This is a genomic window from Actinoplanes sp. NPDC023801 (assembly GCF_040639655.1).
Classification (GTDB): Bacteria; Actinomycetota; Actinomycetes; order Mycobacteriales; family Micromonosporaceae; genus Actinoplanes.
Genome location: NZ_JBFAAI010000018.1, coordinates 68,601 through 87,267, shown reverse-complemented (window position 1 = coordinate 87,267; position 18,667 = coordinate 68,601). Strand labels below are relative to the sequence as shown.

Below are 18,667 nucleotides of genomic sequence, written 5' to 3'. Positions count from 1 at the left end.
GGATGCGGATCAGATTCGGCCGCCCCGATCTCGGCGCCCATGCCGGCCGGTTCGACGTCCCGGCCGCGGACACGGCGTTCGGGGTCACCTTTCTCGGGGTGTCAGGGCTGCTGTTCAGCGACGGCACCGACGCGATCATGACTGACGGGTTCTTCTCCCGCCCGTCGATGGCACGGGTCGCGCTGCGCCGCATCGCACCGGACGGCCGCCGCATCGACGCGGCGCTGGCCCGGCTCGGCCTCCGGCCCGGCCACGGCACCGGGGCAGGGCTGCGCGCGGTCGCGGCGGTGCACACGCATTTCGATCACGTGATGGACTCACCGGCGGTGGCGGCACGGACCGGGGCGGTTCTGGCCGGTGGCGAGTCGGCCGCGAACGTCGCCCGCGGTGCCGGGCTCGCGGAGGACCGCATCCGGGTGGTGAGTCCGGGAGAGACCCTGCGGTACGGGTCGTTCACGCTCACCTTCGCACTGTCGGAGCACTGCCCGCCGGATCGTTTCCCCGGCGCGATCACCACTCCGCTCGTGCCGCCGGCCCGGGCCGGGGCCTACCGCTGCGGGGAGTCCTGGTCGATCGTGGCCGGGCACGCCAGCGGCCGGACCGCCCTGATCCAGGGCAGCGCCGGATTCGTGCCGGGCGGGCTCGACGGGCACCGGGCCGACGTCGCGTACCTCGGCATCGGCGGACTCGGCGTTCACGACGAGCGTTACCTGCGCGATTACTGGGAACACACGGTCCGTGCGGTGCGGGCACGCCGGGTCGTGCTGATCCACTGGGACGACTTCTTCCGGCCACTGGACCGGCCGTTGCGGGCCCTGCCGTACGCGGGTGACGACCTCGACGCCAGCATGCGCGTGCTGGCCCGGCTCGCCGGCCGGGACCGGGTGCCCCTGCACCTGCCCGCGGTGTGGCACCGCGAGGACCCGTGGAACGGCCTGGCAGCGTGAGATCGAACGGGCGAGAGGTGCACGTCAGATGTTGCAGATCAACGAGCGGCTGATCAGCTGGGCCAGCATTCTCGAGGAGGAGACCCGGCGGCAGGCCGAGAAGGCGTCCCGGCTGCCGTTCATCCACCCGCACATCGCGCTAATGCCGGACGCGCATCTGGGCAAGGGCGCCACGGTCGGTTCGGTGATCCCGACGCTCGGGGCGATCATCCCGGCGGCCGTCGGCGTCGACATCGGGTGCGGGATGGCGGCGGTGCGGACCCAATACCACCGCGACGACCTGGTCGGGGACCTGCGCCGGCTGCGCACGTCGATCGAGGAGGCCGTGCCGCTGTCGGCCGGCTCCTACAACTCCCGGCTCACCGAGTCGGCGCGGCGCCGGGTGGATCAGCTGACCGGAGAGGCCGAGACGGCCGGATTCGACCCCCTGCGGTACGCGAAGAACTGGCCCCTGCAACTCGGAACGCTCGGCAGCGGCAACCACTTCATCGAGGTGTGCCATGACGAGTCCGGGTCGGTGTGGCTGTTCCTGCACTCCGGCTCCCGTGGCGTCGGCAACCGGATCGCCACCCACCACATCCGGGTGGCGCAGGATCTGATGCGGCAGCGGCGGATCGACCTGCCCGACCGTGATCTCGCCTACCTGGAGGAGGGCAGCGACCAGTTCGACGCCTACCTGCGGGAGCTGCGGTGGGCGCAGAACTTCGCGCTGATCAACCGGGACGAGATGATGGACCGCGTGATCGCCTGCTTCGCGGAGTTCGTCGGCGGGCCGGTGGAGCAGCGCGAGCGGGTGCAGTGCCACCACAACTACACCGAGCGGGAGACCCACTACGGCGAACAGGTGTGGCTGTCGCGCAAGGGGGCGATCAACGCGGGCCGTGGGGTGGCGGGGCTCATTCCCGGGTCGATGGGCGACGCCTCGTACGTGGTCGTGGGTAAAGGCAATGCGGCCGCCCTGAACTCGTCGCCGCACGGGGCCGGGCGCGCCTTCTCCCGGACCGCGGCCCGCCGGGCGTTCACCCGGGAGCAGCTGCGGGAGGCGATGAAGGGCATCGAGTTCCGGGACACCGACGCGTTCCTGGACGAGATCCCGCAGGCGTACAAGCCGATCGACGTGGTCATGCGCGATGCCGAGGACCTCGTCGAGGTCCGTCACACGCTGCGGCAGATGGTCAACGTGAAGGGCGACTGAACCGGGACGTGTGATGTGCCACTAAGTGCTTTCTCCGGCGCCCGGCCAGCCGAAGGGACAGAGGGAACGGCTGACCGGCGGGAGCGGGAGGGGGCATCTGATGGAGGAACGCTACCGGGGCGTGCACACACGCCGCGCGCTGCACCGGCGCCGGATGAGCCGCCGTGCGCGGTTCGCCGCGGGGGCGTTCGCCGTGCTCGGAGTCCTCGGCGTCGGTGCCGCCGAGGCGGGTGTGACACCGGCCCGCGAGGAGAACACCACTCCGGTCGCCGCCGCCGCACCGGCCGTCACGGTCGCCGGGGCGCCGCTGGCCGGGCCCGCCTACGACTCGGCCGCCTATCGCACCGCCCTGGAGCAGCAGATCGGTCATCCGCTCTCGGACACCGGGTTCGCCGAGATCGAGGAGGTCGCCGGGCAGGTCTGCGGGTGGGACCGGGAGGAGTTCGCCGGCTGGGTGGCCGTGAACACCGACGACGGCACCCTGGCCGACGTGCATCTGGACGTCAGTCACCGCTGCCCGGAGCGCGAACCGGAGATCACCGAGGCGCTCGCCGTGATCGACAAGGCCCGCAAGTCGTGCCGGATGCCGAAGACCGACGATCCGCAGATCCGCGAGATGACCGCCGGACGGCCAGCGCAGGCCGCTCTCACCTGCGTCCTCCTGACCAAGCCGATCGCCTGAGACGCGCCGCGGGACCGGCGCCCGGCCCGCGACCGAGACGTCCGGAAAGCCGAAAGCCGCCCCCTTCGCGGGTCGGCGGGCCGACCATGGAGTGATGGGCGAGACACACGTACCGGAAGAACCGAAGAAGATCCACGGGGACAAGCTGGCCGAGGCGTTCCGTGAGCCACGGGAAGCCGAGGATCAGCCGCGGGCCGAGGACCTGCCGCGGCATCCGGCCAGCCGGACCAAGGAGAAGACCCGCAGCGGTACGCGGAGCGGCCACAGCCGGTGAAGCCGGCGGCCTCTCACGGATCCGACCGGGACCCGCCACCCACCCGGGCGTCCTCGGCCGGGTAGTCGAACCAGCCTTCGGGATCGTGGCCGGGCCGGTTCCGCAGCAGCCATCCGACCGTCTCGGCGACGGTCGCCGCGTAGTCACCGACCGGCCGGTAACCGAGTTTCTCCGCCGCGCTCGTGTCGAGGACGATCGGCGACATCCGGTGCCACGGATGCCATCCGGCCGGATCGTCGCCGGGCAGCAGGATCTCCTCCCGGGTGTGCCCGGTCAGATCGGCGATCACCCGGGAGATGGTCAGACCGTCGGGCGCGTCCGGGTCGGCCGCGTTGAGGATGCGCCGGCCCGGCCGGTCGGCGACGCAGGCGACGAGCGCGGCGATGTTGGCGGCCGCCGACGTGTGGTCGACGCCCCGGCCCTCGGCGGCGAGCAGGACGTACGGCCGGCGGTCGAGCGCCCGCTTGACGAACCACCATTCGCGTGCCGGGCCGGCTCCCGGCCCGTGCACCTTGGACGGCCGCAGCACGGTCACCGGCGCGCCGCTGTCCAGCAGCAGCCGCTCGGCGGCGACCTTGTTGGGCCCGTACCCCGCCGCCGAGTTGTAGTCCATGTCGCCCGGAGGCACGGTCGCCTGGTCCTCGGTGACCGGGCCGTCGAAGTGCGGCGGCTCCGCCGAGTTGACGTGGTTGCCATCGGCATCGGCGTAGACGGCCTTGCTGGAGATCATCACCGCGGAGCCGGCGTCGCGCATGAGCGGAAGCACCTGACGGGCGTGTCCGGCGGTGTAGCAGGCACAGTCGACGACCAGGTCGAACTGCCCGCCCGGCAGGGTGTCGTGGTCGGCCAGGACCAGGGCGACGCCGGCCGGGACCGGGCGGGGGCGACGGCCGGTGACGGTGACCTGCCAGCCCGCCGCGAGCAGGTGACGAGCGACGGCCCCGCCGATCGTCCCGGTGCCGCCGATGACCAGAACGGTTCGCATTGGATACGTTCTAGCACGTGCCCGATCAGGTTGCGCCGCATGGAACCCGCCGGCCGCGCCGGGATCGGGGCCGGCGTGCTGACCGTAGCTGCCGTCATCGATAGCCTGGCGGAGTGAAACCGCGCGCCGAGGCCGTCGAAGTCTGCCTGGAAGCGCTGGCCACCGGCCGCGTCCACGGCATCTCCCCCAACCATGACCCCGAGCTTCTCGCCGCCCACTCGCCGTTCACCCAGAGCGTCCTGAGCCCGCACGGCATGTTCCGCGACTGGGGTCTGTTCGAGGCTCACTTCACCCGCTGGGCACCGGCCCAGCCCTGGCGCTGCCAGTTCCTCATCGTGCAGGCGCACCGGATGCGCAAACCGCCGAAGTGGAGACGCCTGCTCCGCGAACTCGACGGTTTCGGGCTGGCACCCGGTTCGTACACCGTTCCCGGCTCGGACTACGTACGGATCGTCGCCTCCGGAAGCGAGGTGTGCATCGACACCGACACCGGCCGGATCATGAAGATCAGCGTGCCGGCGACACCTCCACTGACCGTTCATGATCAGGCACCAACGCACCTGCGCCGGCAGGTGCGGACCATCGCGACCGCGCCGGAGGCCGACTGGCCACGCTGGCTCGAGCGCCGCCCGCCCGGCGAATGGACCCACCATCTGGCCGTCCTGTTCCACCTGCACCGCGACGACCCGGAACGGCGCGACACCTGGACGGCGTTCGGCCTGTGGCTGCTGCGACAGGTCGCCGATCAGGTACCGGCCGACGAGTGGGCGTGGCGCTGGTCCGATTTTGTCCTCGCCCGGCCCGGCACCGTGCCGGTCGGCGACGTGGCACGGGTCTGCCTGGCCGCACTGCCGATGTCGCCGGAGGAGGCCGCGGCACTGCCCCGGGACTGGCGGTCCCGCACCCCGGAGACCGTGCGCCGATCACGGATGACCCTCGCACTGCTGCGCTTCGCGGCCGACGACGTGCCACCTCCCCCGGAACCGGCTCCGGGACTGACCGCATGGCGGCCGCTACTACGGCACATCGGCTGAGCGCGGCCTGTGTGCGGCTCAATCTCCGCACAGCGGCACACCGCAAGCATCGAGGGAAACCCATCTCTTCGGTACGGAGAAAGCGATGCGATCCTCTCGACGCACGGCCGCGATCGTGGCCGCCACCTGCACGATGCTCAGCCTCCCGGCCGCCGCGCACGCCGGACCCGATCCGGACGTCGCCCGCCTGCACGGCTCGGCCCTGGTTTTCTACCCACCGTCGCCGGCCGACGAGGTGCGGTTCACGGTGGACGCCTATGCCCGCTACGGCGGCCTCGGCCCGTGGCCGGTCCGGTCGTGGGGGACCGCGCACCTGTCCCACCACTCCCCTGCCCAGAACTACACCGTCTGGTACTCGATGCGGGTGGACTGCCTGATGACCGGCGGTGACACGGCCACCGTCACCGGCGAGGTCCTGGACGCCTCGCCGAACGCCGCCGGGTGGATCGGTGACCGGGTCGGGTTCAGCGTCACCGACCGGGGCCGGCGCGACCGGGTCGGGATGACGGGCCTGCTCAGCCCCTACCCGGACGACTCCCCCGCACCCCGCAAGTGCACAGCGCCGGCCGCATATTCCACAGTGGTCGGCGGTGGCTACACGGTGACCGACACTGATCACTGGTGACCGGTGGCCGTCCCGCTCGGCCGGCCCCGCCGAGTTCCGGGCGCACGCCGCCACCGGCACCGTCCTGTCGGTCGAGCAGTACTGGCCACTGACCGAACTCGATCGCCGGGACGGCTTCCCCGAACCGGCCCTGTGGACCCATCTCACCCCTCACCCCGCCCAGAACCCAGCGCCGTAACGAACGCACTGATACAGCGCCCGCGCCCAGCCGGGTCCGCGCGGCTGGTGCACAGCGCTGTATCACGGCCGCTGATACAGCGGTGGGTGCTGGCCGGGTGTGGTGGCCAGCAGGAGGGTGGAGGCGGCGGCGAAGACGGCGGCGCCGGCGAAGATCAGCGCCGGTGACCCGTACGAGATCAAGGAAGCGAAGGCGACGCCCGCGGTGACCGGGACACAGGCCTCGGCCATCGCGCCGACACCGGTCAGCGCCCCCTGGACCGTGCCCTGCTCGCCCGGCCGGATGCCACGGGAGATCCATGATCGTTCGGCCGCGCCGCCGAACGAGGCGACCACCCCGACGGCCTGCCCGGTGTAGAGCATCCACGGTGCGGCCGCGACCGCGGTGATCGCCGGCGAGATCGCACCGATGAGGCTGCCGGCGATGGCGGCCCGCTGGTCACCGAGCCGGCGGACGATCGGGCCGACCGCTCTGGCCTGGAACAATGCACCGGCCAGGGCACCGGCGGCCATCACGGCACCGATGTGGGCGGTGGTCCACGCGAACTGGACGGCGAGGAAGAACGACCACACCGACTGGTGGATCATGCGGGCGACGTCGGCGCAGAGCCGGGCGCAGGTGAGGCGGCCCAGCACCGGCCGGCGCAGGACGGCGATGATCGCGGTGACCGGGTTCGCGGCACGCAGCGTGAGCGGGGTGGTGCGGTCACCGGGACGGGACTCGGGCAGGATCAGCCATCCGTAGGCGGCGTTGGCGAAGCAGAGCGCGGCCGCGGCGAGGAACGGCAGGCGTACGTCGACCGCGCCGAGCAGCCCGCCGAGGATGGGTCCGGCGACGAAGCCGAGTCCGAAGGCGGCACCGATCCGGCCGTACGCCCGGGCCCGTTCCGCAGGTTCGGTGACGTCCGCGACATAGGCGTTGACCACGGTGTTCGTGCCCGCGCAGGCGCCGGCGACGGCATGGAACAGCAGCAGCGTCCACGGCCCGGACGCGGAGGCGTGGGCCAGCCAGTCGACGCCGAGGCACGTCAGCGAGACGAGGAGGACGGGCCGCCGGCCGTACCGGTCGGAGAGGCGTCCGAGCAGCGGCGACAGCGCGAACTGCAGCATGCCGTAGGTGGACCCGAGCACCCCGGACCAGACCACGGCGGTCGCCGGATCGGCGGTGACGGCGGTCATCAGGGCGGGCACGATCGGCACGATCAGGCCGAGCCCGAGCATGTCGACGAAGACGGTGACGAGCAGGAATCTCAACGGTGGCTCCGCGATGTGAGGTGGGGCTGGAGCCCCCCTCGGACCCATCGCGGGCACGGAGAATCAGACTATCGGCGTCGTCAACCCATTTCGTAGTAGGAGTTCACGGCGGGCTGCCCGGTGTAGTTGGGCCCGGCTCGGTCGTCGGCACCGAGATAGCGGTACGGCAGGTCGAGCTTCCGTGGCCCGGCACAGACGATCCGCTTCCGGCGACCGTCGTAGTCGACGCCGGCCGCCCGCAGCAGGGCGGTCAGCCTCCGGCCGCCCGGCCGGATCGATGCGAGGTCGAGGTCCGCGACGAAGGTCCCGGACGGCGTCAGCCAGGTCAGGATCCGCGCGAGTACGCCCAGCTTGTCACCCACGTAGTGCAGCCCATGGACACACGTGATCAGGTCGAACGCCCGCTCCGGGGTCCACGTCCCGATCGGCGCGGCGACCAGGGTGAGCCCCGGCGGCGCGGGCGCGAACGCGTCGACCAGATCCACCCCCACCAGTCGCGCCGGGTCGGTCCGCGCCGCGGCCTGGATCAGTGCCCGGCCGCTGCCGCAGCACAGGTCCAGCCAGCCGTCACCGGCCCGCTCCACCGGGTCGAACCCGAGCACCCGGGCATAACTGTTGACGCCGGTCAGCTGCCGCTCCCGGTTCATGGCGTTGTTGGCCACCACCGACGACGAGTGCAGGGCCTGATCATCGAGCAGTTCTGGCACTGTCACATTCTTCCAGCGGGGTCGTCCGGTGGTCCAGGTCCGACGGTTGTGGTGGCCGAGGAGGCCGAGCGGTGGTCCTGGTCCGGCATCCGGTGACCATAGAGTCGCGGGATGACCACGCACGATGATCCGGTGACACCCCACCGGCGGCGCCTGCCCGGATCGTCGTCACCTACCGGTCGTACGAGGAGAAGGACGAGACCGGGGCCGCCGCGTTCGGCGTCGGGACCGCGAGTGAGATCGTCGGCACCAGCTGGAGCGGGACGTTCGTCCGGACCGGCTTCCTGCGGCGCAGCCACCCGGACGAGCAGTTCCAGTTCGGCAACAAGGCCCTCTGCGGTACGGGTGCGAGCCGGACCGATCGGGCCGAGTGCAACGTCTGAACCCGGGATGATCGGATCGGGCCAGGACGATCGGGCGGCGGCAGGGCCGCACCGACGAGAGTTGACGCCGGAAGGAGGCCTCCATGATCTCGGCACTCAACCGGCTCGTCGACCTGGTCGAGGAGCACCTCGGCAAGGAGATGGACGTCAGCGCGGTGTCGCGGGAACTCGCGACGACCGAGTACCACCTGCGGCGGATGTTCTCGTCGCTGGCCGGGATGCCGCTGTCGGAGTACGTGCGGCGGCGCCGGATGACGGTCGCCGCCGGCGACGTGGTCCGTGGTGACGACCTGCTGGGCATCGCGGTGCGGTACGGGTACGGCTCGGCCGAGGCGTTCGGCCGGGCGTTCCGGGCCGTCCACGGCGCCGGGCCGGCTGAGGTACGCCGCGACGGAGGCCCCCTTCGGACACAACCGCAGATCAGGTTCCACCTGACCGTCGAAGGGAGCACCCCCATGGACGCCCGAATCGCCGACCGGCCCGAGATCCGGCTCGTCGGCCACGCCACCCGGGTCCCGCTGATCCACGCGGGAGCCAACCCGCACATCCAGGAGTTCGTCGCCGGCCTGTCGACGTCGGAGCACCAGCGGCTCAAAGCCCTTAGCGACACCGAGCCGGCCGGCCTGCTTCAGGTCACGCACGGGATCGAGCCGGACGCGCCGGAGGGCAGCGAGCTGACCTACCTGCACGGGGCGGCCGTCGGCCGGGACACCCCGGTCCCGGACGACCTCGACGCCATCGAGGTGCCGGCCGGCAAGTGGGTGGTGTTCCGCACCTCGGGGCCCTATCCGGAGGCGCTGCAGACGGCGTGGGCGGCGACCGCTACCGACTGGTTCCCGTCGAACCCGTGGCGGCTGCGGCCGGGCCCGTCGATCGTCGCGATGCTCGACCTCGCCGCCGACTTCAGCACCGCCACATGTGAGCTGTGGATGCCGGTCGAGCCCGCCTGAGTGCCGGGATGCACGCGCGGCTCGGCGGTGTCAGCCGCGCGAGTCGGCGTGCATCTCCCACGGGGCCTGCGGCAGCACGTGGCCGGTCTCGAGGAGTGACTTGAGGTTGGCCATCACGGCCGGCCAGCCGTGCGAGACAGCCTCGGCGTCGCTGTCGCTCGGCAGGTTCTCGTGGGTGACGGACAGCCGGACGATGTCGTGGTGCGGTTCGATGAGGAACGTGACCGTCGACGCGTCCGGCCCGGCGCCGGAACCGGGTTCGCCGAACGTCATGACGAGCCGGTGCGGCGGGTCGGCCTCGAGCACGACGCCGCCGCCGTCGGAGATGCCGGACCCGTCGGTCCGCACGTGCTCCCACGGCGATCCGGGCCGCCAGTCGGAGACGTTGTTGTGCCCCCAGAACTCGCCGGTCAGGTCCGCCGAGGTCAACGCCTCCCAGACCCGGTCCGGGGTGGCGTGGATGTAGGTCACGTACACGAAGTTCGGTTTCATCGGTGACTCCTCCGCATGCCGCCGGATCGTGTCGAGCGTCCGCAGCCGCGGCTCCTCGAACGGGGCGATCCATCGCTGCCGTAGATCGTGGATGGGAACCGGGTTGAGGTAATGCAGCTTCTCCCGGCCGCGCCGGACCGTGCTGATCAGGTTCGCCTCCTCCAGCACGGCGAGGTGCTGGGTGACGGACTGCCGGGTGATGTCCAGGCCGGCGGCGAGCCGGCCCAGCGTCTGGCCGTCCTCCGCGCGCAGGCCGTCGAGCAGCCGGCGGCGGGTGGGATCGGCAAGCGCCCGGAACACCGCGTCCATGACCTGCATTATGCAGTCTTCAGACTGCATGTTGTCAACCGACGTTCGCGATCATCCGGCCCAGAACCCGCAGCGCGACGACGTAGTCGGCGTCGTCGATCCCCTCGTGGATCCGGGCGCGGATCGCGGGCGCATGAGACTTCATCTCCAGGCGCGCCGCCTCCCCCGCCTCGGTGATCCACCAGCGCCCGGCGCCGTCCACCCGCAGCAGACCAAGCTCCGCGAGCGCCCCGGCCTCGGCCGCCAGATCGTCCTCGGCCCGCAGGTACGTGCTCATCGCCTCCTCGAGCTCCGGAACGGTCCTGCCCTGCCCGTCCGGTGAGAGATCATTCGCGGACAGGTTGCGCAGCAGCCAGAACCCCGGCTGGGTGAACCCGGCCGCGGCCTGCTGCCGCCGGGTGAAACCGATGAGCGCCTCGTACGCCACGCCGGTCCAGTAGGCGGCCGGCTGGCCCGCCAGCTCCTCGTCAGTCAGCTCCTCGATGTCCATGCGGCGACCGTAGGACCTCAACGGAGGTTGAGATCAAGCCCGGCGGCTGGCGGTCGCGGGCTACCGTGGGCCCGTGATCGATTTCTCGAGCCCCTCCGTTTTCAAGCTCACCCCGGTCGACCCCGGTGCGGTGTATTCACAGGTGGCGCCGCTGCTGATCCAGGGCGAGCAGCTGATCTACGCATTCAAGACGACCCGGGACTTCGTGGCGTTCACCAACAAGCGGCTCATCGCCGCCAACATCCAGGGCATGACCGGCAAGAAGGTGGACTTCACCTCGCTGCCGTACAACAAGATCCAGGCCTTTTCGATCGAGACCGCCGGCAACTTCGACCGGGACGCCGAGCTGGAGCTGTATTTCAGCGGCCTCGGCAAGGTGCGCCTGGAGTTCAAGTCGAGCTCCGACATCCGTCAGCTGGGCCAGCTGATCGCCGGCTTCGTCCTCTGAGCACCGCGTAATCTCGCGGGATGATCAAAGCAGTCGTCATCGATGTGGACGACACCCTCTGCATGACCGAGGCGTCGTCCTTCGAACTGGAGAACGAGGTGCTCGCCGCGATGGGGCGGCCGCCGATCCGGCGTGCCGTGCACCTGGCGACCTGGGGCGAGCCGTTGCTCGAGGCGATGCCGAAACGATCACCGGGCCTCGACCTCGGCGAGTTCGCGCCGCTGTTCCAGGCCACGATGGAGCGTTACATCGCCGAGGGACGGCTCGACGTGATCCCGCCGGAAAACCTGGCCGCCCTCGACGAACTGGTGCTCTCCGGGCGTACCGTCATGTTGCTGACCTCCCGCACCGGGCCGGAGGTACGCCACATGCTGGAGCCTGATCACGTGCTCGCCGAACGGATCAGCGGCATCTGGCACCGCGACAACACCCGGTACGGCAAACCCGACCCGCGTGCGTTCGACGAGCTGCTCGCGCACACCGGGCTGTCGCCGGCGCAGTGTGTCTACGTCGGCGACTCGCCCGGTGACGCGGTCGCGGCCGGCGGCGCCGGGATGGCGTTCGTGGCCTGCCTGCAGAGCGGTGTCCGCAGCATCGGCGATTTCGACGGCCGTTACGTGACCGCGTCGGTCAACGCGTTCCCCGAGGTCGTCGCCGTGGTGGAGGACCTCAGCCGAATTCCACGCTGATCCGGTGCCCGCTCGACGGCCAGGCCGGCACCGGCAGCACGGTACGTCCGCCGCCACGTTCCTGGGCCACGATCCGTACCGATCCGCGGTCCGACGCCGGAATGAACAGGTCCACTCCCGAGATGAACGTCTGCGCGATGAACTCGGGCAGCGGCGCGGACAGGTCGCTGACCCCGTCGACGTCGTCGTCGAACGCGAAGACGCCGATCACCCGCCGGTTGTGCGGGGCGGTGGCCGGGTTCAGGATGTCCTGCCCGTTGATCCACAGGTGGTCGCCCTCGCCGCCCCACCACTCCTTCTGCCTTTGGAAGGTCAGCGCGGTGTGCCGGTCGCCGGTGTCGACGAGCCCGCCGAGCCCTTCGCCGGGACGACTGGTCAGCAGCCGCACGAACGAGTCGGACCGGCGGAACGGCTCGAAGTAGAAGTGGTGCGCCGACTGGCCGTCCCGCAGGAGCGCGAACTCGTACCGCTCGTGCGGTGCCAGCGCGACCGGGCCGAATGCTCCGTCGGCACCGACCGTCGTCCGAATCGGCCGGCCCCGGCGGTGACCGGTCCGCGGGCTGACCCGGTAGATCTCCAGGTCCGCGCCGGTCACCCCGGCATTGCTGGGAAAGAGAACAGCCCTGCCGGAGACGTACGCGACACGCGCGAGACGGACCTCGGTGGTGTGCGGTTCGCGCCCGGCCAGGAAGCGGAAGATCTCCCGGAACGACTCCGGCGACGAGACGGTCTGGGTGTGCGACTGCGCCGGGAAGTACACATTGGTCGCGCCGGTGACGGTGCGCGCCGGGTCACCCTCGCCCCAGATCGCCAGGGTCGGCACCCCGCCCGGCAACGCGGTGGCCGGGCGGCCGTCCAGGTTGACGTAATGCGCGACCCGGGCGGCCCGCTCCGGCGAACTGTTCAGATAACCCTGCGTCACATAGGTGCCGAGCGAGTGCGCCAGCAGGTCGACCTGATCAGATCCGGTCAGCGCGAGGAGCCGCTCGATCCGCGCGTCGAGGCCGGCCCACACCTGCTGCAGGATCGCGACGATGTTCGGCGAGTCGTACTCGTGCGCCTCGACGGTCCCGGCCGGGTAGCCGTTGCTCGCCAGGCGCTTGGCCTGCACCCGGAACTGCATGGCCGAGCCGGCACTGCCGTGGACGAAGATCGCCGGGCGTGGCCGCCGGCCCCGGCCCGCGGTGGCCGGTGTGGTGACGGCGGCGGCGACAGCCACGCCGCCGGGTAGTGCGATCAGAGTTCGGCGAGTAATCCCCATCGACCCTCCCGATAGACAGTCGTGATTATTGCACGGTCCGTGCGATTATCTCGGCCGAGCCGGAACCGGGCAACCTCCAGCTCGGGGTGCCGCCGCTCGCAAGTCACCGTCCCCGTCAGCGCCGCCGGACTGGGCAGCGTCCGCTTTGGGGCTTCCCGCCGTCACGGTCAGCGCCGCCGGGATCAGGCAACGTCCGCCGAGGGGGTCCCGCCGTCGCAGGTCACCGTCATGGTCACCAGCCGGCTGCCCTGCCGGAACGTCACGGCCGGGGCGGACGCCGGACCTGGATCCACCGAATCCAGCCGGTACGGCCGGGTGGCACTCCACGACAGCAACTCGGCGGTCTCCGGGGACGGACAGGTCGCCACCACTTTCCCGCCCGCCGATGAGAACGTCCGTTCCACCGCCGCGGGCGGCGGCGTCGTCGTCCTCGTCGGCACGGGCGTCGTGGCCGTCGTCGGCACCACCGTGGCCGGTGCCGTCCCCGCCGCCGACGAGGCCGCCGCGGGGCCCGGGGCGATCGCCCGCGACGGTGTCACCAGCGGGCTCTCTCCCACCTGCACCGGCCGCGACCGGTCCGGGCCCCCGCTTCCGCGAGGCCCGGCGGGAGCAGCCCCACTGCGCGCCGGAAGGGCCGGCGACGCCACCGGAGTGGCCGCGACGACACCGGCGCCCCCGCCCACCTGCTCCGGGCCCTGGATCAGCGCCCACACGCCGACGCCCACGGCCACCAGCACGGCCGCCACGGCTGCCACCGGACGCCACCGCCGCTTCGCCTTCGGCGGTGCCGACCTCCTGCGGACCAGCACGGTCAGCTCAGGCGAGGCGGCCGGGACGGGCACCGCGCCGGTCGGCTCGTCACTCACTACCCGGATCCCGGCGCCGCGGGCCAGCACCTCGGCGGCCTCATCGGCGGTCGGACGCTGGTCCGGGTCCTTCGCCAGACAGCGGTCGCAGAGCCGGATCACGTAATCCGGCACGCCCGCTATCGGCGACAGCCGCGCAGGCGGGATGTAAAGGTGCGCCTCCACCATCTGCCGGGTGTCCTCGCTGCTCCACGGTGACCGGCCGGACAGCATCCGGTAGAGGACCACGCCGAGCGCGTACACATCGGAGGCCGGCACCACCGCGTCGCCGATCAGGCGCTCCGGCGCCAGGTAGGCCGGTGTGCCGAGAACGTCGTCCTCGGGTTCCTCCGGGCCACCCGGCGAGATCGCGGCGGCGATGCCGAAGTCCACCACCTTCGCCCCGGTCGGAGCGAGCATCACATTGCCCGGCTTGATGTCGCGGTGCACCAGACCTTCGGCATGCGCCGCCGCCAGCGCCGCGGCGATTTCCGCGGCGATCCGCATCGCGAACTCGGGCGGCGGCAGCCCCGCCGAGAGCCGCGCCAGCAGGGTGCCGCCGTGCACGAGCTCCATCACCACGTACGGGAAGACCCGCCCGGCCCGATCCATCTCGCCGTAGTCGTGCACCTGCGCGACATTCGGATGCGACAACGCCGCGGCCGCCCGCGCCTCATGCCGGATCCGCTCCCGGAGACGCGCGTCCCAGGCCCGCCCCGGGGCGACCACCTTCACCGCCACGGCCCGGCCCAGCACATCGTCATGAGCCCGCCAGACCACCGCCATCCCACCGGCGCCGATCTGCCGCTGCAGCCGGTAGCGCCCGCCGAGGACCAGACCTTCCAGAGAGGGCCCGTACGCATCGTCGGTCATACTCATTCACGCCAGTCTGCCGGGATATCGAAAGATCCGCAGCCCGCTCCCGCTCATCAATTTCTCCGCGTCGCCTTCCCGCGCCGGATCGCCGTCCCGCTCCGCCGTCCCGCCGTCCCCTCCACGGGCTTTCGGCTGTCTCGGCTATCGCCATTCCGGTCGCCGACCGCCGTCAGCGGAGGCAGCTCCAGAACGTGCCGCCCGAGGCGAGCGGCGTCCTCCACGCACGTGGTGACCTGTGGTGCGCGTCAGACCTCAAGCCACCACGCTGCCGGCCGGAACAACCGCGTGGTGACTTACACCCGCCGGCGGGCGCAGGTCGCCACGCTGCCGCACGGAACACGACTCCGACTCCGGCTCCCACTCCGGCTTCGGCTTCGGCTTCGGCTTCGGCCGGACGCTGATGAAATAGGCGGCGGTCGTCGGTGGCACCGACTGGATGGGGTACGCGTAGCCGTACGAGAGTCAGTTGTTGACCTTGATCTTGGTGTTGATGGTCCTGACGTTGCCGGCGGCGTCGGTCGCGGTGAGGGTGAGCGGGTATGTGCTGGTGCGGGTTCCGGGCTTCCATCGCATCGTCCACGGTGACCGGGACGCGGTCAGGGTGATCTTCTTCGAGCCGGCGGTGATCACTGCTCTGACCTGCTTGACCGAGTGGTTGTCGCGGACCGACGGGGTGATCGTCACGGTGCCCCGGAGGGCGTCGTCGTTGACGAAGTCGTAGCCGGGCAGCAGCCGCCAGTGACGTGACCGGGTCGCCGGTCACGGTGACCGTGACGGCGCCGAGGACGGGGGCGGTGTCGCTGTCGAGGACCCGGACGGCCGGGTCGGCGTCCAGGTCACGGACGGTCTGGGCCGCCGGCACGCCGGGGCGCAGGCCGATGGTGACGGTGGTGCTGGTGGCCGCCGCATGGGCGGGGGCCACTCCGGTCAGGGATGCCGCGGTGAGGGCCGCGACTACAGTCATCGTGCGATACCGCACCATTCGAACGTACGTTTGTCCGACATTTCCGGCGGCAGCTGATCAGCCGGTATGACCCGGCTGATCAGGACATGGTGGGGTGGTTCTGCCGGTCCGGTTCAGGAGATCTCGGACCGAGTGGCCGGCCGTTCGGCCGACTCCGGAACGCCCACCAGGCCAGCAGCAGAACCGTGATCACCTCGGCGAGACCGAGCAGCCGTTCGACACCGCCCAGCGGGATGGCCTGCCACCAGCGCACCCCGGTCCACGGTTCGGCCAGGACCGCCCACAGGATGGGCATGAAGCAGAGCAGTGAGACCACGCCGCCGGCCGCCACCCAGCGGGCCGGGCCGCCGCCCCGCCGGGCCGCGAGCAGGGCACCGACCGGCAGGCTCAGAAAGGCCACGACGCTCGCCACCCGGTGGACGTCGCCGCTCACCGACGGCCCCACCTGCCAGTTGTGCTTCTCGAACCAGACCACCCCGATCAGCCCCGCCACCCACAGGCCGAGCGCGGCCGCCGCTCCCCCGGTCAGAGCACCGGCGCGGAGCAGCGCGGCCACGATCGCGGCCGAACCGGCGGCGAGCAGCAGCGTGGCGGTGTCGAAGATCCAGCCGTTGGGCATCAGCGCGTACTGGCTGATGGTGCGGCGCATCCAGTCGAGGTCGGCAGAGGGCCCCATCACGTGCAAGCCCGCGTACAGCGACAGGGACGCCAGGACACACGCGACACCGAGGCCGGCTACGGCTTTCATCCGCCAAGGGTGCACGATCATCCTGTGAGTGTTCTTGAGATCTCCGCGGCCCTGCCCGGCGCGGAGCAACTGCGACGGCGTTCGCAGGCGCTGGCCATGTGCGACGCGATCATGAGTCCGGCCTGGGAGGACAGGTACTACTCCTTCGACTCCGGGTGGAACCCGGACCGGCGCGAGCAGATGGCGTCGATGCGCAACGGGTCGGGTGACGAGTACTCGATCGTGTTCGCCCCGGCGGGCGTCTGGATCCGCGGGCTCGACCACGAGGCCCCGCACGGCCCGGGACTCTTCGACGACGTGCCCGGGGTCTTCGCCGCCCAGGTCACGGAGCCGGCGTTCAGCGGCGGCGCCAACATCTGCCTGTGGCGCGAGACCGGCGGGGACCGCTGGCACGGCCGCGGGCTGGACCGGGTGACCTGGCTCTTCGAACTGCTCGTCGACGGTACGCCCGAGGCGTACCGGGAGTTCGCCCAGGACTACTACGAGGAGGACGTGGACCTCGATGCGGTCCGGGAGGTCTTCGCCCTGCGGCCGCTCAGCGACGCGCTGGTGCGCCGGCTCAACCCGGACGTGACCGTCGCATACCTGGCCGACGACATCGCGGAGATCGATTACCCGCGGTGATGGCGTTTCACGAAGGTGTACCCGGGTTCCAGGGTGAAACCGTCGATCTGTTCCTTCTCGATGGCCTGCTGATGGACGTTCTGCTGCTTCTTCGAGGCGTGGGCGCCGGGTGGCAGGCGCCGGACGAACCCGTTCACCCAGTGGTCACGCCGCCCGCTGCCGCCGTCGCCGTGCGGGTCGCCACCGGCGGCGTCCGGCAGCGGGGCCTCCTCCACGAGCGGGGCGTAGAACAGCAGGTCCAGGCTCTCCTCACCGTCGACGGCCGGATAGTTGAGCGCGCCGTCCGGGCCGGTGCTGCCGGCCACGCGCGTGACATAGCCCTCCCGCAGCAGCTGGTCGACGGCGTTGCGCAGCAGGAACATCCCCTTCTTGCCGCGTCCCAGACCGCAGTGCGCGGGCAGCTCGGCCTCCGGGAAGGCGGCCGAGCCGTCGTCGAAGACGCGCCCGAGCCGGCGCACCGCGTTGAGCACCTGCCCACGGTTGGAGACCCCCGGGTCGAACTCGCGGGTCACCACCCTCGGGTCGTAGTCGTGATAGAAGTCGACGCCGTCGACTCGCATCGGCTCGTCCAGGACCGTGGTCCGCACCGTCAGATACTCCTCCGACGACCGCCAGGCGACCGTCACGAACACGCCCGGCCGCACGTCCGGAGGCCAGACGATCCCCGGCAGCCGCCACCCCGGATCCTGTACGGCTGTCGCCTCGAAGGTTTCCCGCGCGGGCGTGACGCCTCGCAAGCGGTGATCGAGCACGACCGTGACCGACTCCCGCTCCCCCACCGTGGCGGCGAGATCATCGGGCAGCGGGCACACCGCGTTCTCGAGATCCGCCCGCACCAGCGCGAACCGACGACTCCTCACGCCGGGAAGGTTACCTTCTCCGGGAGGCCCGAAGCATCGCCGGGAAATGTCAGGGGGTGCCGCTAGCCTGCACTCCCATGACGGGGATCGATGGTTCCGACAACGAGAAAGCCGTGCTGCACGAGTTCCTGACCTATCAGCGGGGCGCCGCCGTGGCGATCGTCGACGGGCTCGACGACCGGGCGCTGCACACCACGGTGCTGCCCTCGGGGTGGACGCCACTCGGGTTGATCGAGCACCTGGGACACGCCGAGATGCACTGGTTCCAGGACGTGCTGACCGGGTCCGCCGAGCCGCTGCCCTGGCCCGGCGACTGCCCACCGCTCACCACGCCACGGCCGGCCGAGGTGGTTCTCGCTTTCTACCGCCGCATGTGCGATCTGTCCGACGAGCGGATCGCCGCGACGCCGCTGGACGCGGCCCCGGTGCGGCGGCATCAGGTCGAGTGGCTCGCGGAGCAGACCACCGACCTGCGGCGGATCATCCTGCACATGATCGAGGAGACCGCCCGCCACGCCGGCCACCTCGATGTCGCCCGCGAGCTGATCGACGGGCGCACCGGCCTGGGCCCGCGCTGAGCTCGAGGTGAGCCCCGCCCGTGGTCCCGATCAGCCGCGCGGGGTGATCAGCCGCGCCCGCAGACGGTGCAGAAGGGGCATCAGGCCGTAAACCACGATCGGCACCGCGATCGTCGCCAGCACGAACGTGCGCAGCACCACCGGCGTGTCCCGGAGCAGGTCGCCGAGCAGCAACTGCAGGACGGTCAGGGTGGGGAAGACGGCGATCCAGATCATGACGGCGGTACGGTGGCGGTTCGATTCATTCGACATGGCGATAACTCCTGGTCT

At 71.2% G+C, this 18,667-nt stretch carries 23 protein-coding genes; 11 read left to right on the top strand and 12 right to left on the bottom strand.

Going from position 1 to position 18,667, the window contains the following annotated elements; translation table 11 throughout:
• The first annotated feature begins 2 nt into the window (after positions 1 to 2).
• The 4 genes from AB0G04_RS28720 to AB0G04_RS28705 all read left to right on the top strand — a co-directional run bounded on the left by AB0G04_RS28720 (position 3) and on the right by AB0G04_RS28705 (position 3,098).
• Entirely contained in the window at positions 3 to 947 is a 945-nt protein-coding gene (locus AB0G04_RS28720; protein ID WP_360988637.1) for an MBL fold metallo-hydrolase, read from the top strand.
• A 28-nt stretch (positions 948 to 975) separates the two neighbouring features.
• On the top strand, positions 976 to 2,142 hold the full coding sequence (locus AB0G04_RS28715) for an RtcB family protein (RefSeq protein ID WP_360988635.1): 1,167 nt from the start codon (positions 976 to 978) through the stop codon (positions 2,140 to 2,142).
• A gap of 100 nt (positions 2,143 to 2,242) precedes the next feature.
• The gene (locus AB0G04_RS28710; RefSeq protein ID WP_360988633.1) at positions 2,243 to 2,824 is read left to right on the top strand and encodes a hypothetical protein; all 582 of its coding nucleotides are present in this window, start codon (positions 2,243 to 2,245) and stop codon (positions 2,822 to 2,824) included.
• A gap of 94 nt (positions 2,825 to 2,918) precedes the next feature.
• On the top strand, positions 2,919 to 3,098 hold the full coding sequence (locus tag AB0G04_RS28705; RefSeq protein WP_360988631.1) for a hypothetical protein: 180 nt from the start codon (positions 2,919 to 2,921) through the stop codon (positions 3,096 to 3,098).
• A gap of 13 nt (positions 3,099 to 3,111) precedes the next feature.
• Here AB0G04_RS28705 and AB0G04_RS28700 read toward each other — a convergent pair whose 3' ends face one another.
• On the bottom strand, positions 3,112 to 4,083 hold the full coding sequence (locus tag AB0G04_RS28700) for an NAD-dependent epimerase/dehydratase family protein (RefSeq protein ID WP_360988629.1): 972 nt from the start codon (positions 4,081 to 4,083) through the stop codon (positions 3,112 to 3,114).
• A gap of 113 nt (positions 4,084 to 4,196) precedes the next feature.
• Here AB0G04_RS28700 and AB0G04_RS28695 point away from each other — a divergent pair, with 113 nt between their 5' ends.
• Both AB0G04_RS28695 and AB0G04_RS28690 read left to right on the top strand, forming a co-directional pair.
• Entirely contained in the window at positions 4,197 to 5,117 is a 921-nt protein-coding gene (locus tag AB0G04_RS28695; protein WP_360988627.1) for a hypothetical protein, read from the top strand.
• An 85-nt stretch (positions 5,118 to 5,202) separates the two neighbouring features.
• The gene (locus AB0G04_RS28690) at positions 5,203 to 5,742 is read left to right on the top strand and encodes a hypothetical protein (RefSeq protein WP_360988625.1); all 540 of its coding nucleotides are present in this window, start codon (positions 5,203 to 5,205) and stop codon (positions 5,740 to 5,742) included.
• A gap of 240 nt (positions 5,743 to 5,982) precedes the next feature.
• Here the strand turns inward: AB0G04_RS28690 and AB0G04_RS28685 are convergent, their stop codons facing one another.
• The 3 genes from AB0G04_RS28685 to AB0G04_RS28675 form a co-directional block, all read right to left on the bottom strand.
• Positions 5,983 to 7,173: an MFS transporter gene (locus tag AB0G04_RS28685; RefSeq protein WP_360988623.1), complete on the bottom strand. Its 1,191-nt coding sequence runs from the start codon at positions 7,171 to 7,173 to the stop codon at positions 5,983 to 5,985.
• Positions 7,174 to 7,253: 80 nt separating this feature from the next.
• Positions 7,254 to 7,880 carry a class I SAM-dependent methyltransferase gene (locus tag AB0G04_RS28680; RefSeq protein ID WP_360988621.1) on the bottom strand — a complete coding sequence of 209 codons (627 nt, stop codon included), beginning with the start codon at positions 7,878 to 7,880 and terminating at the stop codon, positions 7,254 to 7,256.
• Between the two features lie 172 nt (positions 7,881 to 8,052).
• On the bottom strand, positions 8,053 to 8,208 hold the full coding sequence (locus AB0G04_RS28675) for a hypothetical protein (protein ID WP_360988619.1): 156 nt from the start codon (positions 8,206 to 8,208) through the stop codon (positions 8,053 to 8,055).
• A gap of 138 nt (positions 8,209 to 8,346) precedes the next feature.
• Here AB0G04_RS28675 and AB0G04_RS28670 point away from each other — a divergent pair, with 138 nt between their 5' ends.
• On the top strand, positions 8,347 to 9,213 hold the full coding sequence (locus AB0G04_RS28670) for an AraC family transcriptional regulator (RefSeq protein ID WP_360988617.1): 867 nt from the start codon (positions 8,347 to 8,349) through the stop codon (positions 9,211 to 9,213).
• A gap of 30 nt (positions 9,214 to 9,243) precedes the next feature.
• Here the strand turns inward: AB0G04_RS28670 and AB0G04_RS28665 are convergent, their stop codons facing one another.
• Positions 9,244 to 10,014, bottom strand: coding sequence for a metalloregulator ArsR/SmtB family transcription factor (locus tag AB0G04_RS28665; protein WP_360988615.1), 771 nt, complete (start codon positions 10,012 to 10,014; stop codon positions 9,244 to 9,246).
• A 34-nt stretch (positions 10,015 to 10,048) separates the two neighbouring features.
• Positions 10,049 to 10,504, bottom strand: coding sequence for a MarR family transcriptional regulator (locus AB0G04_RS28660; protein ID WP_360988613.1), 456 nt, complete (start codon positions 10,502 to 10,504; stop codon positions 10,049 to 10,051).
• Positions 10,505 to 10,577: 73 nt separating this feature from the next.
• On the opposite strand from AB0G04_RS28660, the gene AB0G04_RS28655 reads away from it, so the two are divergent.
• Together AB0G04_RS28655 and AB0G04_RS28650 are read left to right on the top strand one after the other, a co-directional pair.
• Complete coding sequence (locus AB0G04_RS28655) at positions 10,578 to 10,952, top strand: PH domain-containing protein (protein ID WP_360988611.1); 375 nt, start codon at positions 10,578 to 10,580, stop codon at positions 10,950 to 10,952.
• A gap of 20 nt (positions 10,953 to 10,972) precedes the next feature.
• Positions 10,973 to 11,641, top strand: coding sequence for an HAD hydrolase-like protein (locus tag AB0G04_RS28650; RefSeq protein ID WP_360988609.1), 669 nt, complete (start codon positions 10,973 to 10,975; stop codon positions 11,639 to 11,641).
• On the opposite strand, the gene AB0G04_RS28645 is transcribed toward AB0G04_RS28650, so the two are convergent.
• The 4 genes from AB0G04_RS28645 to AB0G04_RS28630 form a co-directional block, all read right to left on the bottom strand.
• Positions 11,622 to 12,902 (bottom strand): alpha/beta hydrolase, encoded by a 1,281-nt coding sequence (locus AB0G04_RS28645; RefSeq protein ID WP_360988607.1) that lies wholly within the window; start codon positions 12,900 to 12,902, stop codon positions 11,622 to 11,624. The genes AB0G04_RS28650 and AB0G04_RS28645 overlap by 20 nt on opposite strands.
• A gap of 182 nt (positions 12,903 to 13,084) precedes the next feature.
• The gene (locus AB0G04_RS28640; protein WP_360988605.1) at positions 13,085 to 14,626 is read right to left on the bottom strand and encodes a serine/threonine-protein kinase; all 1,542 of its coding nucleotides are present in this window, start codon (positions 14,624 to 14,626) and stop codon (positions 13,085 to 13,087) included.
• A gap of 459 nt (positions 14,627 to 15,085) precedes the next feature.
• On the bottom strand, positions 15,086 to 15,307 hold the full coding sequence (locus AB0G04_RS28635) for an Ig-like domain-containing protein (protein ID WP_360988603.1): 222 nt from the start codon (positions 15,305 to 15,307) through the stop codon (positions 15,086 to 15,088).
• Positions 15,308 to 15,666: 359 nt separating this feature from the next.
• A complete protein-coding gene (locus AB0G04_RS28630) occupies positions 15,667 to 16,335 on the bottom strand; it encodes a DUF998 domain-containing protein (RefSeq protein WP_360988601.1) in 669 nt (222 codons plus the stop codon).
• Positions 16,336 to 16,359: 24 nt separating this feature from the next.
• On the opposite strand from AB0G04_RS28630, the gene AB0G04_RS28625 reads away from it, so the two are divergent.
• Positions 16,360 to 16,959, top strand: coding sequence for a hypothetical protein (locus AB0G04_RS28625; protein ID WP_360988599.1), 600 nt, complete (start codon positions 16,360 to 16,362; stop codon positions 16,957 to 16,959).
• Here AB0G04_RS28625 and AB0G04_RS28620 read toward each other — a convergent pair.
• A complete protein-coding gene (locus AB0G04_RS28620) occupies positions 16,947 to 17,819 on the bottom strand; it encodes a hypothetical protein (RefSeq protein ID WP_360988597.1) in 873 nt (290 codons plus the stop codon). The genes AB0G04_RS28625 and AB0G04_RS28620 overlap by 13 nt on opposite strands.
• A gap of 77 nt (positions 17,820 to 17,896) precedes the next feature.
• Here AB0G04_RS28620 and AB0G04_RS28615 point away from each other — a divergent pair, with 77 nt between their 5' ends.
• Positions 17,897 to 18,397, top strand: coding sequence for a DinB family protein (locus tag AB0G04_RS28615; protein ID WP_360988595.1), 501 nt, complete (start codon positions 17,897 to 17,899; stop codon positions 18,395 to 18,397).
• A 30-nt stretch (positions 18,398 to 18,427) separates the two neighbouring features.
• On the opposite strand, the gene AB0G04_RS28610 is transcribed toward AB0G04_RS28615, so the two are convergent.
• Positions 18,428 to 18,649, bottom strand: coding sequence for a hypothetical protein (locus AB0G04_RS28610; RefSeq protein WP_360988593.1), 222 nt, complete (start codon positions 18,647 to 18,649; stop codon positions 18,428 to 18,430).
• Between the last annotated feature and the right edge of the window lie 18 nt (positions 18,650 to 18,667).

What these genes read in the sequence shown, in the direction of transcription:
- AB0G04_RS28610 (WP_360988593.1), bottom strand. Translation starts at nt 18,649, where the DNA reads ATGTCGAATGAATCGAACCGCCACCGTACCGCCGTCATGATCTGGATC.
- AB0G04_RS28690 (WP_360988625.1), top strand. Translation starts at nt 5,203, where the DNA reads ATGCGATCCTCTCGACGCACGGCCGCGATCGTGGCCGCCACCTGCACG.
- AB0G04_RS28705 (WP_360988631.1), top strand. Translation starts at nt 2,919, where the DNA reads ATGGGCGAGACACACGTACCGGAAGAACCGAAGAAGATCCACGGGGAC.
- AB0G04_RS28715 (WP_360988635.1), top strand. Translation starts at nt 976, where the DNA reads ATGTTGCAGATCAACGAGCGGCTGATCAGCTGGGCCAGCATTCTCGAG.
- AB0G04_RS28650 (WP_360988609.1), top strand. Translation starts at nt 10,973, where the DNA reads ATGATCAAAGCAGTCGTCATCGATGTGGACGACACCCTCTGCATGACC.
- AB0G04_RS28660 (WP_360988613.1), bottom strand. Translation starts at nt 10,504, where the DNA reads ATGGACATCGAGGAGCTGACTGACGAGGAGCTGGCGGGCCAGCCGGCC.
- AB0G04_RS28630 (WP_360988601.1), bottom strand. Translation starts at nt 16,335, where the DNA reads ATGAAAGCCGTAGCCGGCCTCGGTGTCGCGTGTGTCCTGGCGTCCCTG.
- AB0G04_RS28700 (WP_360988629.1), bottom strand. Translation starts at nt 4,083, where the DNA reads ATGCGAACCGTTCTGGTCATCGGCGGCACCGGGACGATCGGCGGGGCC.
- AB0G04_RS28670 (WP_360988617.1), top strand. Translation starts at nt 8,347, where the DNA reads ATGATCTCGGCACTCAACCGGCTCGTCGACCTGGTCGAGGAGCACCTC.
- AB0G04_RS28615 (WP_360988595.1), top strand. Translation starts at nt 17,897, where the DNA reads ATGACGGGGATCGATGGTTCCGACAACGAGAAAGCCGTGCTGCACGAG.
- AB0G04_RS28645 (WP_360988607.1), bottom strand. Translation starts at nt 12,902, where the DNA reads ATGGGGATTACTCGCCGAACTCTGATCGCACTACCCGGCGGCGTGGCT.
- AB0G04_RS28665 (WP_360988615.1), bottom strand. Translation starts at nt 10,014, where the DNA reads ATGGACGCGGTGTTCCGGGCGCTTGCCGATCCCACCCGCCGCCGGCTG.
- AB0G04_RS28720 (WP_360988637.1), top strand. Translation starts at nt 3, where the DNA reads ATGCGGATCAGATTCGGCCGCCCCGATCTCGGCGCCCATGCCGGCCGG.
- AB0G04_RS28640 (WP_360988605.1), bottom strand. Translation starts at nt 14,626, where the DNA reads ATGAGTATGACCGACGATGCGTACGGGCCCTCTCTGGAAGGTCTGGTC.
- AB0G04_RS28710 (WP_360988633.1), top strand. Translation starts at nt 2,243, where the DNA reads ATGGAGGAACGCTACCGGGGCGTGCACACACGCCGCGCGCTGCACCGG.